This is a genomic window from Tianxiuia mixotrophica, from assembly GCF_050596425.1.
In the GTDB taxonomy this organism is placed as follows: domain Bacteria; phylum Bacillota; class Clostridia; order Peptostreptococcales; family Acidaminobacteraceae.
This window is the reverse complement of the sequence record NZ_CP192292.1, coordinates 1,085,710-1,101,579: the sequence shown is the minus strand read 5'-3', so window position 1 is coordinate 1,101,579 and position 15,870 is coordinate 1,085,710. Positions and strand designations below refer to the sequence as shown.

Sequence of the window (15,870 nt, the reverse complement as noted above, 5' to 3'; positions counted from 1 at the left end):
TCATTCAAGAATCCTCGTCATATCATATAAAGACATTTAAAAATCAAAAATTCTATACGTTGATATGACAAAACTGTGAATCCATAATTCTGCAAGCGCCTGAAATAATAAAAAAGCTGCCAAAAATCTATTGGCAACTTGTCAAGTCTTGAATAATATAAGAGACTTGCAATAAGACAGCGTGGTCTCAAAACTTATTTGGCTAAATACACATACATCAATCTGTCTTGAAACGTATTGCTTTCTCTATCAAATGCACACTCTTTCTTATAGCACGCCTTGTAAAACCCTAGCTTTTCAACCACCCTGAGTGATGGTATATTGCCAGGATGAATCAAGGCTTCTATCCTATGAAACCCCCATGTTTTTATGGCCTTTTCCATAAGTTTTTCCAAGGCTTCCGTCGTCAGACCCTTATTCCAAAAGTTTTCATTGAGTATATAACCCACTTCCGCCTTGTAATTCCAAAGTTCTAAATGATGAAGTGATATTAATCCTATAAGCTTTCCGCTTTCTTTTTCCTCAAGAGCCCAACGTATAAAGTACCTGTTTTGATAGCCATCATGGATGACATCAACATACCTGGTCATTTCTTTTTCTGATTTAAAGGGGGAAATAACCTGATATTTTAAAGTGGCTCCATTGCTATATATTTCATATAAATCATGAACATCTGTATGCTTAATATCCCTAAATCGTAGCCTTTTGCTTTCAAACTCGGGAAAGACTCTAAAAATTTCAAGGAGTTTGTCCATGGTCGTATGTCCTCCCGAACTGAATGATCTTATCTAATGATAATTATTCTATAAGAGATGCCTGGACTCCTTCTTATAAAAACCTTTAGTCCATAGACTCATAAGTCGACACAATGGACTTGTATCTATCTTTGTTCAACCCCATATCAGAGTATCCCACACGACTTTCTGATCGGTACTCAATTTGTTTGCTCTGAGTGTCAAAATAGAACTCAACATCATCTTTATACTTCATTGTGCCTGTAACAAAAATCATATGAATATAGGTCTGAGTTTCTTCAATGATTTCGCAAGTGCCATAGGCTTTGCTGGCTTTGATGATTGCAGCCTTTGTCGATTCCAAATCACCTTTGAAAGGTATAGGCAAGACCTTCTTTTCTGACTGATTTGTCTGAGTTGAAACACCATTTGGTTTTTTTGATAATTCCTTTAATACACCATTCTCATGTCCAAGTTCTGGGGTCTTATTGTTCTTAATAACCATATTTGCAGCAATAATAAGTATAAGACCAAGAATTAAAAGTCCGTATTTCATTTGAATCCCTACTTTCTAAACAGTTTTACAAGTGGATGACCTAAAATATTGTCAATTGCGACTTTCTTTCCAATTTTATTAAAAACCTCACTGTAGGTTGGATATGGATGAATCACCTTTGAGAGTTTGCTGAAATTATGGTTCAAAGTTTTTATAACCTGAATTTCTCCAATCATTTCGCCTGCACGATCTGCAAGGATTGAAGCGCCAAGCACTTTTCCTTTAGCACTAAGTATAATCTTAACACCCTCATTTATATCTGAAGCTGTATCAATGTCTAGGAATCTCCCCTTGGTTACAGCCCGGTCGAGATGGTCAAAATCAAAGGTGTAAACACGAATGGATTCCCCATATTTTTCACGAGCTTCAGACTCCAACAGGCCTGCTCTTGCAAATTCAGGCTGAGTGAAAGTAACCCAAGCCATATGTTTATCCTTGACTTTTCTCTTTATTGGGGAAAGACTATTTTGCACAGCTTGAATGCCTTCAACGTTGGCAGCGTGGGAGAACTGATAAGATCCAACAACATCTCCTACAGCATAAATATGTTTTTGTGACGTCTGCATATAAGCATTGACATGTATTTTTTTATCGTCATAGTCAACGCCTGCTTCTTCAAGACCCAGACCCTCAACATTTGGCTGTCTGCCTGTTGCCACAAGGAGGGCTTTTGCAATAATCGAAGCTTTTTTTCCAGCCTTCTCCACACTTAAAACCACACCGTCTTCGCTGTTTTCTATTGAAAGGGCTTTGGTGCTCGTATGAATGAGGACCCCTTCATCAGCCAATATATATTCTAACCTTTGGCTAAACTCAGCTTCTTCTCTTGCTAGAATTCGGTCTGACATTTCAACCAGGTGGACTTCAACCCCCAGCCGATTCATTGTTTGGGCCATTTCAGTACCAATTGCCCCTGCACCGAGTATAATAACTGAATCAGGCAGTTTGTTGAGTTTAAACAAAGACGCATTGTCAAGTATTGGTACATCCTTTATACCCCTTATTGGAGGAATAAAAGGTGATGACCCTGTTGAAATAATATATTTTTTAGCTGAATATGTTTGTCCGTTAACCAAAATCTCTTTTGGAGAAACAAATCGGGCATGGCCTTGTAGAAACTCTATGCCGTCCTCACCTAGTTTGTCCACAGATTCGCCTTCATAAACCTTAGCGATCACATCTTTAACCCTGTTCATTGCCTTTGTTGTGTCATATTCAAAGTCGCCGACAAGCTTTTTAGCGCTATAAACCTTCTTGGCTTCATTTATCAGAGCTTTGCTCGGTATACAGCCTGACCAAGTGCATTCTCCACCTGGAAGTTCTTTATCTACAACCAATACTTTCTTCCCAAATCCCAGGCCTGTGTATGCCGATGTCAACCCACCAGATCCAGATCCAATAACAATCAAATCATATGTTTTCATTCGTACCCTCCATCGCTTTATGCAATTTTTCCCTGGATAACGCGCTTAAATCTATGCAAAAGTCTTTGTCACTTCACCATCTTATTAATCATTCCTATGAACTAAATACTGGATTTTCATATTAATCTTACTAGATCAATCTTACAAGATTAATATATCTAAAATATTCGATTTCGTCAACTAAAATAAAAAAGTGTGAGAAATTATCTTTCCCACACCAGATGATGAACTAGTCAATATCTATTTTTGCATTTTCAAGTCTCAACAACAAGTCGTCAAGCATATCTGCATATTCTTTGTAGGCCTCCACCGATAATCCTAGCGCCTTGGCAAGGGCTACAGGAATTTTCTCAGCCTCTGGCATAAGTGCTTTTCCAGCACTTGTTAAAACAACAACAGTTTTTCTATCATCGGTCTCATGCTTTTCCTTCTTCACATATCCAAGCTTTTCGAGTCTCTGAATTACTGGTGTTAGTGTTCCTGTAGACATATGGAGCTTCTTCCCCAAATCTCTAAAACCAATGCTTTTCTTTTCCCACAGCACCATCATTGCAACATACTGAGGATACGTTAGATGAATTTTATCGAGTAATGGCTTATATAGTCGAATGGTCAACCTTGAAGCAGTATATGCTCTAAAGCACAGTTGTCTATCTAGATTCAGTACACTCTGACTCATAGAAACCTCCTTTTAATCTTGCACGATCAATTTACACCATTATAGATGTCTTCTCCTGCAATGTCAAAGTTTCTTTTCAGCTCTTGTCTTTTATGATATTTCCAAAACGCCATCCAGAAAGTTAATTTCACCTCAAGAATATACACACGTTATTCATAATTCGTGATTTTAGATTGTCTTTAAGACACTGGCATTTTACATACCATATAACATTGGACGATTGCGCAATAGAATATTTGTATACAGTTTATACATAAAAATGCTGATTTTCGATATTAAAAACGCATAAATACTCAAACAACCTGAATAATATGTATTTTTATTCATATTTGTGTATAATGTTTGCATCGTCAAAATGACCATGTTATACTGGCTTTGTTGTAAAAACATAAGAAAAAATGGAGGTTTATTCACTTGGGTAAGTTTAAATTTATTTTGCTATCATTAGCGGGTTTTATTTTTTTCCTTGTTCCCTTTCAATTCATGGGGGAAGAAAAAATAGCTATTTCACATATCATTAATTTGATCACTGGAAACTTTTTAAATGTTTTCATAGGTTTCACCATGGTCTGCGCTGGCATTGTTCTTCTTGGGACCCTCCTCTTTAATTGGATTACAGTTAAGAGCGACTTCTGGAACTCTGTCTTTAAAACATCTTGGCCCAATCAGATCCTTAGAATTGGTGGGTCATTCCTATACCTTATGGTCCTTCTAGGTTGGTTTGAGGGCATGCCTTTTGCAGACATGATTCTCGATCCAAATACAGGCGGTGTCATGGCAGGTAATGGTGGTCTTTTAACCACACTTTACATCACCTTTTTCGTTGGCCTTTTAATGCTGCCTCTGCTCACGCATTTTGGTTCTGTGGAGTTCATTGGGATACTATTTGGTCCGATTGTTCAAAAGCTTTTTAAGGTTCCTGGTTACTCAGCGGTAGATGCCATTGCATCTTTTGTTGGTGATGGAACCATCGGTATTGTCGTAACAGATACCCAGTACCAAAGGGGGTATTACAACAAGCGTGAGGCTTATGTTATCGCAACAAGTTTCTCAATCGTAGGTATTGCCTTTGCTTCCGCTGTTGCAGAAGAACTTGGTTTTTCCAGCATCTTCCCAATTTTTTATGGGTCAATTGCTCTAATAACCGTTATTCTTGCGATGATTACTTCCAGAATGCCACTTAATAAGTTTGAGGCAACATATTATGAAGGCGCTACACCATCCACTGTTAAAATTCCTGATGGACAATCCACTCTATCATACGCTTATTCACAAGCCACTGAAATGGCTGAAAATACAAGTCTTTTTCAAGCTATGAAAGACGCTCTAAAGGGTGTGGTGAATGTCTATGTTGGTTTCTTGCCTATTATTATGTTTGTAGGAACTTTTTCACTAATTGTCGCAGAATATACAGGCTTTTTCAGCGCTATTAGCGCCCCACTTATTCCCGTTTTCCAATTAGCAGGTTATAGTGGTGAAGTTGCAAAAATGATGGCCCCTGCAGCTGTTGTTGGCTTTGCAGATATGTACCTTCCAGCCCTCTTCATTGGGGAAGCTGTTTCAGAATCAGCCAGATTCTTTATTGGTGTTCTAGCCTTCACGCAACTTGTCTTCATGTCTGAGACTGGTATGATTCTTGTAAAAAGCAAGATTGGACTAAACTTCCTAGACGTTATTAAAGTCTTTGTTTTTAGAACCATTTTATCTATACCTCTTCTCTTTGTTATCACAAACTTGCTTGTAAGCGCTGGCGTTTTAGCACATTAAATGCTCTCTCGCCTTAACATAGTTTAAGCATATAATAAAAATTGACCCTCATGTTTAGACAAATGTCCTTACATGGGGGTCATTTATTTTATTCAGGCGCTTGCAAAATTACAGATCTATGCCCTTGCCATACCCTATATAGCGTTCTTGATTCTTAAATCTTTCTGTACGGTATAGCGGAGGTTCTCGAATGATATTTTGCAAGTCTCTCTATTTAATAAACTGAGTTAATTGGTTCTCGTCCTTCAAGCACTTCAATAATGTTTCGTGCTGCCATTTGACTCATTTTTTCTCTGGTTTCTGATGTGGCACTTCCTAAGTGGGGCAGTAACACAACATTGTCCATTTCAAGCAGTTCTGGATGAATTTCTGGTTCGTTTTCGTACACATCCAGACCAGCGCCCCATATTTCATTATTTTTAAGAGCATTGACTAGGGCATTTTCATCTATAACAGGGCCTCGTGACGTGTTTATAATCACTGATGAAAACTTCATTTTCTTAAAGGCCTCTTCATCAATCAAATGGTGTGTCTCTTCTGTTAAAGGACAGTGCAAGGAAATAAAATCACTCTGTGCGTAGAGCTGATCCAGTTCCACATATGTGGCATTGAACCTTTTCTCAAAGTCCAGGTTCCGAGACCTGTTATGGTAGAGAATTCTCATATGGTAGCCCCTTGCCTTTTCAGCAAAGCGCTGACCAATTCTTCCAGCCCCTATAATACCAATTGTTTTTTCATAAACATCTTGACCAAGAAGTAATTTGTGAGAAAACCGCTTCCACTTGCCTTCGCGCACATACCTATCAGCTTCAAGTATTCTCCTTGAGACTGCAAACAAAAGGGCCCATGCGGTTTCTGCCGTTGAGTCCGACAAGACATCAGGTGTGTTCGACATAGCCACACCAAATTTCTTGGCAGGCTCTACATGAAAGTTGTTAAATCCAACAGCGTAGTTTGCAAATATCTTAACATTTGGTGCTGCTCTCATAATTTCTTCATCGATAACATCACTAAGTGCTGTTAATACAGCATCATACTTTGGAAATTCTGCTAACATTTCTTCCCTTGTCATGGGTATATCTTCCCTGTTAACAACAACCTCGTATTTTTGCTGAAGCATTTCTATTCCACTTTCCGGAATATCTCTTGTAACCAAAACACGTTTCATATCGAATCCCCCTTCATATCTGTCTTAAGATTCATCATCTATTTCCATTTTAACAGAGGATCGACATTTCATGTATTACAAACGTTTGACATCATGAAGTTTGTGTCAGTCCTTTTTTTATATACCGCTTTGAAAAATAGAAAATCATAATAAAGAGAATCAATATATAAAGACTGTACTGTCCAATATCAAACCACGACGCAGTTCTTTGAAGAATTTTTTCATACCCCAGATAACTCCAGTAAAATGGGGACCAGTAAAGGGTAAACTTCCAGTTTGCTGGCACAAGCACCGCCCCCAAAATTGATACAGCGATCGGCAAAAATAGAAACTTCATATTGGCAAGCCCCATAACTTGATTGCTGCTTAAAACACCAATTAAAAAGCCTAAAAGAATGAGAATTGTTAGGTTGACAAAACTAAAAGCAATTGTCTGAGCCAAGTTAACATCGCCGTAACCAACAATAAATAATATCCCAATAATTTGGATCATAGCTATTAGGGCCCCCAATATGCTTTTACCGGCAAAAAACTCTACTTGTCGAACAGGACTGACATGAATGGCCTGAACTGTTCCTTCTTCTTTTTCTTCAATTATATTGAGTCCAATGATTCCGCCACCTAAAGCCAGGGCCATGGCAAACAGGCTGATCACTCCAATCAAAGCCACCGGCGATTCACTTTCGCCTAAGCTTGAGAATGAGTAGTCATTAAGTGTTTTTCCACTTTCATAGGCCCGCACCATTTTTATGGCAAGTTCCTGAGCCCCTTCCCGTTCATCACCATAAATCAGTATCTCCAGACCATCTCCATTTGAGTCAACACCAATCACTTCATCTATGGCTGACAACCTCTTTGTAATGGCTGATTGAGAATCAAAAACTTCTACCACCCCAAACTGCCTGGCATATTCTAAAAAGTCTTCTTCTACATTCGAGTGAATGGCAAACTGCATGGTCGTTGATTCCACTGAAGGAATAAAGAAGGTCAGTCCAAAAGCCAGTATAAAGGGAGCTATCATAATATAAAGCAGTATAAACTCTCTCACACTGCTCTTAAAATCACGTTTTACAATACTCATAATCCGTTTTAACATAGAATCCACCTCCCTATACCAACTTTTTCCTGTAACGCGTATAGACCATTCCAAATAAGATCATACCCGTCATAAACGAAAGACCTACTGCCTTATACACAATATCAGTTTGCCCTGTTTGGTATATGGTTTCTTTCAAAGCAAACAACAATGAATATGTGGGCATCATCCGTATCAATAGCGGTGAAAAACTTGGAAGATAATAAGATGCAAATGGCGCTGATAACAGAAGGGAGACAAAGATAATCCAGACCATGGCTTTTGACAATCTGTCAAAAAAGCTTGTTATAAAAAGACCAAGGCTGGAACCAAAAAAACTTCCAGATAGAGCGATCAATAACATTAAACCTATATTGGCTCGCAGACCCACTGTGGTGAATGTAACAAAGTACATGGATACAAGGCCCAGAAGAAACATGATAGTTATTTTTGAAAATAAGTATTCAAAGGTTTTTCCTGGCGAAACAGCATAGGCCTCCACTGTCCCTTCTGCTTTTTCAAAAAGCATGAGGGTGGCTATAAAAAATAGCCCCATGAGAACAGGTTCCATCAGTAAAAACATGGGAAGAAGGGAGTGATTGAAAGTGACTTCATAAGTTTTTCTCATACTTCCAATCTGTTTTATGGGCACATCTATATTTTTAGTAATTTTTCCATAGTAATCATCCATCTCCAACCTTAATAAGGCCTTTGACTTACTGTTTTCATATCCATGAAGCACAAATTCCGCATCTGGGTCTTCAAGTGTTCCTTTTAAGACCATTCCCAAACTGGTTCTTGATTCTTTCACATTCTCCTCAAGGGCCTGTCTTGTTTTAACCATTGTGCCATTATCTTTTGATGCCAAGTCTACTGCCATAGCATGAAGGGCCATCCCTTCGCTTTCATCAAGGATAAAGACTCTTGGCTCAAAACTTAAATTTTCAGGAATAACAAAGTTCACCAAGAGACTAAACAGGACCGCTACAAAGATTGTGATGAATAAGTACCAGTTTCTTGTTACCAGTTTTATATCTTTCTTCATCAGTGTTAAAATTCTTTTTAACATTAGTCCAGCCCCCTCCCTGTCAGTTTAATAAATATTTGTTCCAAACTGGCTTCTTGAGAATGCATGGTGTCAATTTGTCCATTTTCAATGAGCTTCTTAAGCAGGGCTTTATCCTCTTCTTTTCGCATGGACAAACTAGATTGAATCAGTTCATTTCCTTCCAGATATTCTACGCGCAGCAGTTTCTGACCATGTTTTAGCTTTAAGTCTCTTGGAGTATCCATTGCAGCAATTTTTCCTTCATTGATAAATGCCACACGGTCACAGAGCTCATCAGCAATATACATGTTATGGGTCGTCAGGAAAATGGTTGCCCCTTGGCGTCTTTTTTCGTTGATGATGTCTTTGATTCGACTGGCTGTTGTTGGATCCAGTCCTGAAGTGGGTTCATCAAGAAACCAAACCTTGGGTTTGTTAAGCATGGATCTGCAAAAAACAAGGCGCTGGAGCATACCTTTTGAAAACGCACCAGCTTTTTTGTGCATAGCATCTTCAAGCCCGACCATTTTAAGCAGTTTTTTAGGGTCTTCTGTTGGCACACTGAATAAATCTGCATAGAACTCTAGGTTTTCTAGAGCCGTTAGCTTTCTGTAGACATTGGGTTGTTCAAAGGAAACCCCCATGATGTTAAAGAGCTTTTGAGATTTTTTTCGTACATCTTCACCATCAATGCTCGCTTGTCCGCCTTGAATATCAAGTAGGCCTGTCAAAATGTTTTGCGTGGTTGATTTTCCTGCACCGGACGGGCCTAAAAAACCAAAAATTTCTCCTTTTTGAATGCTAAAATTGACATCTTCAACAGCATACATTTCATTATTTGTATATGAGTGAAACAGATTTTTAACAAGGATCATACTGTCCCTCCTATGGAATTATGACTGACCAGTCATACATCTCGTAAAAAAATGACCACACGGTCATGTGACTATGTGGTCATGATATACTGTATTCATATATTTGTCAATTCCTTCTTGTTTTCAGTGCCTCTCTATTTATATTTTCAAAGCTTTATTCTCCCAGCCCTATTGGCCTGAAAGCCCATCTCTAAGGCAGTCTACCATTTGATGCGTTAGATGAATAAAGTCCTTCTCTTCTTCACCAAGACTATCATGTTTTTTATAATAGTAGTCAATCGTAGAAAGGCTCATTGATTGAATGATATGATTTATAAAGTCAATCTCTATATCAGATCGAAGCTCACCGCGTTCTATTGCCCCTTTTATGAGCATAGACATGAAATCACTTGACCTGGCTCCGCTTTCTTTCATCAGTTCTTTTTTCAAATCTTCATCATCTGTTTTTAACACAAAATTACCGATTTTCGTTAGTTTGGGGTGGTCTTTTGCAAAAACCACGCCACTGACATAAAAGGCTTTTAAAAGTTCAAAAAAGTCCATTTCATTGATCCTTGGAATGATTTCAGAATAGTAGGCGAGTTTTTTGTCTCCCATATATTTTAGGATATATTTAAAGATGTCTTTCTTATCTTCAAAATACTGGTAAAAACTACCCTTGGCAATCTTACTCTGTCTAACAATATTGCTTATACTTGCATTGTGATATGTCTTTTCTGCAAATTCATCAATGCAAACATCTATAATTCTTTGCTGTTTTTCCTTAGGTAAATTAAAAAAAGTTTGATGTGGCACAACCAGCACTTCCTTCCCATATGACTGTCTGGTCACATTATAGGTGTAAAAAATGAGCGCGTCAAGGTCTAATACTTGCCCCTCGCTTTAAAGCATTCAATTTTGTGATTTGTGCCTATGGCTTCAATGATGCTTTCAAGTTCTTCGATTGTGTAAGATTTGAAGGTGTTGGGCATGATTTCTCCTTCAGTTTTTACATACTGCTGAAGGATGTAATTTTTTGCCCCCTGAACCTGATCTGCCATAAGGGCTATATCATTTTCTGTATGCATGCCCTTTATAACAGTGGTTCTGAACTCGTGATCAAGGCCACTGTTAATTATTATATTTACAGATTCTTTAACCTGAGATAGATCGACTCGACTTGGACCTATGGCTGAGCTGTATTTACTGAACACATGCTTAATGTCCATGGCAATGTAGTCAAGCAAGCCTTCTTCTATTAAATCATTTAACACACTTGGATTGGTTCCATTCGTGTCAAGTTTCACAGCCACTCCCATATCTTTCACAGCTTTTATGAAGGCTTTAAGCCCTGGCATTAATGTTGGTTCACCTCCGGTAATAACCAGACCTTCTATAATGCCCTTTCTTTTTTGGAGGTGTTGAAAGACTGTTTCAGGAAGTGTTGTTGGGTATTGATTTGGGTTTACCACCAAACCACCATTATGACAAAATGGGCATCTGAAATTACATCCTCCTGTAAAAACAAGGGATGCGACTTTGTTCGGATAGTCTATGAATGTCGTTTTTTGAAATCCCTTAATTTGCATGGCAACCTCCACGTCTTTCTAATTTAGGCGCTTACAAAATTACAGTTACATAGTTTGGTCATACCATATATAGAACTTTCGATTCCTAAATATCTATATATAGTATAACAAAAATTTTTGAATGATATTTTGCAAGTCGTTCAATTTGAAAGACTTATAAACATTCTATTCATAAAAAAGAGCCATTCATGTCTAGCTTACACTATGAACATAAATAGCCCTTGTTCCTAAAATTCATTGTATCATAAAGTTCATTGTATCCCACAGCATGCTATGGTTTTATTCTAACCTTTTGATTATGACACTTCAAATTCAAGTCTATCACTGAACTCAGACTGTTTTCCATCATTCCAGTTCTGAACTGGTCTGTGATACCCTACTACCCGTGTCCAAACCTCTGTTTGTGCACCACATTCTGGACATATCGGTTCTTCACCAGCAATGTATTTGTGTGTCGGACAAATGCTAAATGTTGGAGTGATTGTGAAGTAAGGCAGTCTGTAACCACTGCTCACACCTTGAATTAGTTTTTTCAGCGTCTCAATGGATTCTATTCTCTCTGGAATAAAACCGTGGAAAACAGTTCCGCCTGTATATCGTACCTGGAGGCTATCCTGATGGTCTAGTGCATCAAAAATATCTTCTGTAAAGCCAACTGGCAGTTGAGAACTATTCGTGTAATAAGGTGACTCATCCCCTGCAACAACGATATCTGGATAGAGTTCCAGGTCACGCTTTGCAAATCTATGAGCTGTTCCCTCTGCAGGACTGGCTTCTAAGTTATAAAGATGTCCCGTTTCTTCTTGGAATCGTATGAGCACTTCATTCATGAAATCTAAGACTTCTTCTGCGAACTCTTTGCCAGCAGGTGTTGTTATATCTTCTGTTCCCTTGGTAAAGTTGGCTATACATTCATTCAGACCATTTGGTCCAATTGTTGCAAAATGGTTGTGCCAGTATTCACCATTGGCTTCAAAAACATCATGTAAATAGTGCTTAGAATATGGATAAAGACCCCTATGCATATTTTCTTCAAGGATGGTACGCTTTGTTTCCAGTGAATTCTTTGCGATTTCCATGAGTCTTTCCAATCTATCGAACAGGGCTTCAAGGGTATCTGAAGTATATCCTAGTCGAGCAAGGTTAATGGTCACCACCCCAATGGATCCTGTTTTTGGATTTGCACCGAATAAACCACCACCACGACGTCTTAATTCCGTGTTGTCAAGACGCAGTCTACAACACATGGACCGGACGTCTTCGGGATCAAGATCAGAATTAACGAAGTTGCTAAAATACGGAATGCCGAACTTACCTGTCATTTCCATAATTTTGTCTGTCACTTCACTATTCCAGTCCCAGTCACTTGTGATGTTATATGTCGGTATTGGGAAAGTGAAAACGCGACCACGTGCATCGCCTTCCATCATAACTTCACAAAAGGCCAGATTAATCATGTCCATTTCTTTTTGGAACTCTTTATATGTGTGGTCAAACATACGCTTTCCACCAATAATGACCGGCAACTCCTTATGTGTTGAAGGCACTTCTTTATCCATTGTCACATTGAAAAATGGCGTTTGGAAACCCACACGTGTTGCAATGTTCATATTAAAAACAAAAGTCTGCATGATTTGCTTAACTTTCTTGTAGTCTAAATTGTCAAAGTGAACAAAGGGTGCAAGGAGGGTGTCAAAATTTGATACCGCTTGTGCCCCTGCGGCTTCTCCTTGTAATGTATATATGAAATTAACCAACTGCATAAGGGCTGCTTCAAAATGTTTTGCTGGTGAAGACTCTACCTTACCGGAAACCCCTGCAAAACCATTCATAAGTAGATCTTCAAGGCTCCAGCCACAGCAGTATGTCGATAATAGACCCAGGTCATGTATGTGCATATCACCATTTTCATGGCTTTCACGTATGCTTTCATCATAAACTGTGTTTAGCCAAAATGTCTTTGTTGCCTTGGCAATAACATGATTGTTTAAGCCTTGAAGGCTGTATGACATATTGGAGTTTTCACGAACTGTCCAGTCGCTCTGTCCTATGTATTCATCAAAGATACCCATGATATCCATGGCTGTCTTCTTGGTTTCACGCATTCGTTTATGCTCATAGCGGTACTTTATGTATTTCTTAGCTGTTTCGTATTCCCCCATTTTCATGAGGACAACTTCAACCCCGTCTTGAATATCTTCCACTTTTGGAGTGATATGATTGTTGCAAACTTCAGTCAAATTGTCGATGGTGTAGTCTGTTGCAACCTCCGCGAGTTTTCTTAAATTCTTTCTGGATTTGCTGTCGTGTGTTGCCACGAGCGCTTTGAAAATTGCATCTTCAACCTTCATTCGATCGAAGTCAACCACTGCGCCATTTCGTTTTTCCACTTTACCAAGCATTATGATCCTCCCCACAATATATGGTATGTATAAAGATTCAATACACAACATATAGATCTAAAAGCACTAAAAAATCCACCCACTCTCACCGAGTAGGTGTTCATAAATGCTTTTTCTTTTATTCTCACCTAATATTTTAGCAAATCGAAAATTTATAAACAAGGCAAGAGACAGAATTAAAATCGGTTTTAAGAGTTCTTATGAAATTAAAAAAAATATGGTGTTTTGTGTTTTTTTCTTAGTGACCTTATCCTCACTGGACTTCATGACCGTTCGACATTTTTCGACGATTCCTGCAAAAAGTTTGGTTTGTGTTGTTTCTACAAGGTATATAGTCCCTATCAATTTTTTTCAAACAATATACCGTATTTTTACACAAGTCAATCTTTAGAAAAATTTTATTTTCAATTCAAAGATGAGTTTTACATAGCCGTCTTATACTTCTCTTTGTCCTAATATATTAAAAACCGCTTAAGCCATGTACCCTAAGCACACGTTTAAGCGGTTTCCATCTGTTTAATGATTCAGTGCCTGTATAAAATGATTGAGACTTTCCTTACACAGACAAGTATTTTTTAACTTTTTCGGCCACCTGCTCTGCCTCAAACCCAAAATGTTTCATGAGGTCATCACCAGGTGCAGACTCGCCAAATCGGTCAAGTCCAATGTTGAGTCCATCAAGACCTGTGTATTTTTCCCAGCCCATAGTTATACCCGCTTCAACAGAAACTCTTGTCCTTATAGCGCTTGGCAAGACATCTTCCTTGTACTGGTCTGTTTGGGCATCAAAGAGCTCTTGGCAAAGCATACTAACCACACGAGCATCAATTCCAGAGCCTTTAAGAAGTTTTGCTGCATTCACTGCCACAGGTACTTCTGAACCACTTGCCATGAGTATGACTTCTGGGTGGTCTCCATCCTCCTTGAGAAGGACATAAGCGCCATGGTGCGATCCCTTGTGGACACCTTCTTGTGGTGGAAGTGCCTGTCGTGTAAGAACAATAGCCGATGGACCTTCAGTGTGCTTAAGAGCTTCAATCCAAGCCACTGCTGTTTCTTTTGGATCACCAGGGCGGAAAACATGAAGATTCGGAATGCCCCTAAGCATCATGACATGTTCAATAGGTTGATGGGTTGGACCATCTTCTCCAACGCCTATACTGTCATGGGTAAAGATATGGATAACAGGTTGTCCCATAAGGGCTGCAAGCCTTAATGAAGGCTTCATATAGTCTGAAAACACTAGGAATGTTGAGCCAAATGCCCTCAGTCCGCCATGTAGGGATAAACCATTCATAATGGCTGCCATAGCATGTTCTCTAACACCGAAGAATATATTTGAACCTTCCGGTGTATCCCAATCAAAATCACCACAATCCTTTAAATAGGTTTTTGTAGAAGCATTAAGGTCTGCAGACCCACCTACGAGATTTGGCACATATTTTTTAACAATATTGATCATGCGTCCACCACTTGCTCTAGTGGCCTCTTTTTCTGAGAATGAGCTCCAAAGATTAGGATGTTCAAGCAGTTCTTTAGGCATTTCATATTCATGCCAAGTTTCCCATTTTTGCTTCATATCTGGATAAGCTTCAAAATAGGATTCTAGGTTTTCTTCCCACATAAATCGCTCAATTTCACGCTTATCAATGATGGATTTGAGATGTTCGTTGACATCATCAGGTATCACGAAAGATCCATCTGGATCCCAACCCATGAGTTCCTTTGTTAATCTTAATTCATCTTCACCCAGTGGCGAACCATGAACACCTGATGTTCCAGCCTTATTTGGACTGCCATATCCAATAACAGTTTTTACCTTTATGAGGGTGGGTTTTGTCGTATCGATTCTTGCCTTTTCTATTGCACTTGATATGCTCTCCAGGTCATTTCCATCACGGACACTGACCACATCCCATCCATAGGCTTCAAATCGTTTACCCACATCTTCAGTGAAAGACTTATCTGTTCCACCATCAATTGTAATATTATTATCATCATAGAGCACAATAAGCTTGCCAAGTTTTAAATGACCCGCAAGAGAACACGCTTCACTTGCAACCCCTTCCATAAGGTCTCCATCCCCCGCAATAACATAAGTATAATGGTCAATCACGCGGTGACCGGTTTTATTGAAATTTGCGGCCAGGTGTCTTTCTGCTATGGCCATTCCAACTGCATTAGAGATGCCTTGTCCCAGAGGTCCTGTTGTCGTTTCTACACCTACGGTCATACCATACTCGGGATGTCCTGGTGTCATTGATCCCATTTGTCTAAAGTTTTTCAACTCATCCATAGACAAATCATAACCAAATAGATGGAGCAAGGTATAAATCAACATGGACCCATGTCCAGCCGAAAGCACAAACCTGTCTCTATTATCCCATGAGGGATCGGTCGCACTCCCTCTTAAATAGTCCTTCCATAGGACATATGCCATTGGCGCTGCACCCATTGGCAATCCAGGATGTCCAGAATTGGCTTTTTGAACGCCATCCGCAGCGAGTAGCCTTATTGTTTCAACGGTTTTTTGATCTATAGATTTCATTTGCCACCTCCAAGGTCTTTTCTTCT

Annotated in this window: 13 protein-coding genes; 1 reads left to right on the top strand and 12 read right to left on the bottom strand. The window is 39.0% G+C overall.

All coding sequences use genetic code 11. The features are described from left to right. Window positions 1–194 precede the first annotated feature (194 nt). From ACQ4KW_RS04855 to ACQ4KW_RS04840, 4 genes are all read right to left on the bottom strand, one after another. A complete protein-coding gene (locus tag ACQ4KW_RS04855) occupies window positions 195–755 on the bottom strand; it encodes a GNAT family N-acetyltransferase (protein WP_430885404.1) in 561 nt (186 codons plus the stop codon). Between the two features lie 85 nt (window positions 756–840). Next, window positions 841–1,290, bottom strand: a complete 450-nt coding sequence (locus ACQ4KW_RS04850; protein ID WP_430885403.1) for a DUF1499 domain-containing protein — start codon at window positions 1,288–1,290, stop codon at window positions 841–843. Window positions 1,291–1,298: 8 nt separating this feature from the next. Then, on the bottom strand, window positions 1,299–2,714 hold the full coding sequence (locus ACQ4KW_RS04845) for a dihydrolipoyl dehydrogenase family protein (RefSeq protein WP_430885402.1): 1,416 nt from the start codon (window positions 2,712–2,714) through the stop codon (window positions 1,299–1,301). A gap of 229 nt (window positions 2,715–2,943) precedes the next feature. Further along, window positions 2,944–3,393, bottom strand: a complete 450-nt coding sequence (locus ACQ4KW_RS04840) for a MarR family winged helix-turn-helix transcriptional regulator (protein WP_430885401.1) — start codon at window positions 3,391–3,393, stop codon at window positions 2,944–2,946. A gap of 483 nt (window positions 3,394–3,876) precedes the next feature. Between ACQ4KW_RS04840 and ACQ4KW_RS04835 the strand changes: the two genes are divergently transcribed. Next, window positions 3,877–5,160 carry a YjiH family protein gene (locus ACQ4KW_RS04835; protein ID WP_430885400.1) on the top strand — a complete coding sequence of 428 codons (1,284 nt, stop codon included), beginning with the start codon at window positions 3,877–3,879 and terminating at the stop codon, window positions 5,158–5,160. A 214-nt stretch (window positions 5,161–5,374) separates the two neighbouring features. On the opposite strand, the gene ACQ4KW_RS04830 is transcribed toward ACQ4KW_RS04835, so the two are convergent. The 8 genes from ACQ4KW_RS04830 to tkt form a co-directional block, all read right to left on the bottom strand. Continuing rightward, a complete protein-coding gene (locus ACQ4KW_RS04830; protein ID WP_430885399.1) occupies window positions 5,375–6,328 on the bottom strand; it encodes a 2-hydroxyacid dehydrogenase in 954 nt (317 codons plus the stop codon). Window positions 6,329–6,419: 91 nt separating this feature from the next. After that, window positions 6,420–7,424, bottom strand: a complete 1,005-nt coding sequence (locus ACQ4KW_RS04825; RefSeq protein ID WP_430885398.1) for an ABC transporter permease — start codon at window positions 7,422–7,424, stop codon at window positions 6,420–6,422. 13 nt (window positions 7,425–7,437) lie between these two features. Beyond that, window positions 7,438–8,472 carry an ABC transporter permease gene (locus ACQ4KW_RS04820; protein WP_430885397.1) on the bottom strand — a complete coding sequence of 345 codons (1,035 nt, stop codon included), beginning with the start codon at window positions 8,470–8,472 and terminating at the stop codon, window positions 7,438–7,440. Continuing rightward, window positions 8,472–9,326, bottom strand: coding sequence for an ATP-binding cassette domain-containing protein (locus ACQ4KW_RS04815; protein ID WP_430885396.1), 855 nt, complete (start codon window positions 9,324–9,326; stop codon window positions 8,472–8,474). Before ACQ4KW_RS04815 ends, ACQ4KW_RS04820 begins: the two co-directional genes overlap by 1 nt. A gap of 168 nt (window positions 9,327–9,494) precedes the next feature. Next, window positions 9,495–10,121, bottom strand: coding sequence for a TetR/AcrR family transcriptional regulator (locus ACQ4KW_RS04810; protein ID WP_430885395.1), 627 nt, complete (start codon window positions 10,119–10,121; stop codon window positions 9,495–9,497). Between the two features lie 68 nt (window positions 10,122–10,189). Beyond that, window positions 10,190–10,894 (bottom strand): anaerobic ribonucleoside-triphosphate reductase activating protein, encoded by a 705-nt coding sequence (locus ACQ4KW_RS04805; RefSeq protein WP_430885394.1) that lies wholly within the window; start codon window positions 10,892–10,894, stop codon window positions 10,190–10,192. A gap of 296 nt (window positions 10,895–11,190) precedes the next feature. After that, a complete protein-coding gene (locus ACQ4KW_RS04800) occupies window positions 11,191–13,296 on the bottom strand; it encodes a ribonucleoside triphosphate reductase (protein ID WP_430885393.1) in 2,106 nt (701 codons plus the stop codon). Between the two features lie 556 nt (window positions 13,297–13,852). Beyond that, window positions 13,853–15,844, bottom strand: a complete 1,992-nt coding sequence (tkt, locus tag ACQ4KW_RS04795) for a transketolase (protein ID WP_430885392.1) — start codon at window positions 15,842–15,844, stop codon at window positions 13,853–13,855. Window positions 15,845–15,870 lie beyond the last annotated feature (26 nt).

Coding starts and splice junctions, on each gene's coding strand:
- ACQ4KW_RS04820 (WP_430885397.1), bottom strand. CDS start 8,472: ATGTTAAAAAGAATTTTAACACTGATGAAGAAAGATATAAAACTGGTA.
- ACQ4KW_RS04800 (WP_430885393.1), bottom strand. CDS start 13,296: ATGCTTGGTAAAGTGGAAAAACGAAATGGCGCAGTGGTTGACTTCGAT.
- ACQ4KW_RS04805 (WP_430885394.1), bottom strand. CDS start 10,894: ATGCAAATTAAGGGATTTCAAAAAACGACATTCATAGACTATCCGAAC.
- ACQ4KW_RS04835 (WP_430885400.1), top strand. CDS start 3,877: ATGGGGGAAGAAAAAATAGCTATTTCACATATCATTAATTTGATCACT.
- ACQ4KW_RS04840 (WP_430885401.1), bottom strand. CDS start 3,393: ATGAGTCAGAGTGTACTGAATCTAGATAGACAACTGTGCTTTAGAGCA.
- ACQ4KW_RS04815 (WP_430885396.1), bottom strand. CDS start 9,326: ATGATCCTTGTTAAAAATCTGTTTCACTCATATACAAATAATGAAATG.
- ACQ4KW_RS04830 (WP_430885399.1), bottom strand. CDS start 6,328: ATGAAACGTGTTTTGGTTACAAGAGATATTCCGGAAAGTGGAATAGAA.
- ACQ4KW_RS04850 (WP_430885403.1), bottom strand. CDS start 1,290: ATGAAATACGGACTTTTAATTCTTGGTCTTATACTTATTATTGCTGCA.
- ACQ4KW_RS04825 (WP_430885398.1), bottom strand. CDS start 7,424: ATGTTAAAACGGATTATGAGTATTGTAAAACGTGATTTTAAGAGCAGT.
- ACQ4KW_RS04855 (WP_430885404.1), bottom strand. CDS start 755: ATGGACAAACTCCTTGAAATTTTTAGAGTCTTTCCCGAGTTTGAAAGC.
- ACQ4KW_RS04845 (WP_430885402.1), bottom strand. CDS start 2,714: ATGAAAACATATGATTTGATTGTTATTGGATCTGGATCTGGTGGGTTG.
- tkt (WP_430885392.1), bottom strand. CDS start 15,844: ATGAAATCTATAGATCAAAAAACCGTTGAAACAATAAGGCTACTCGCT.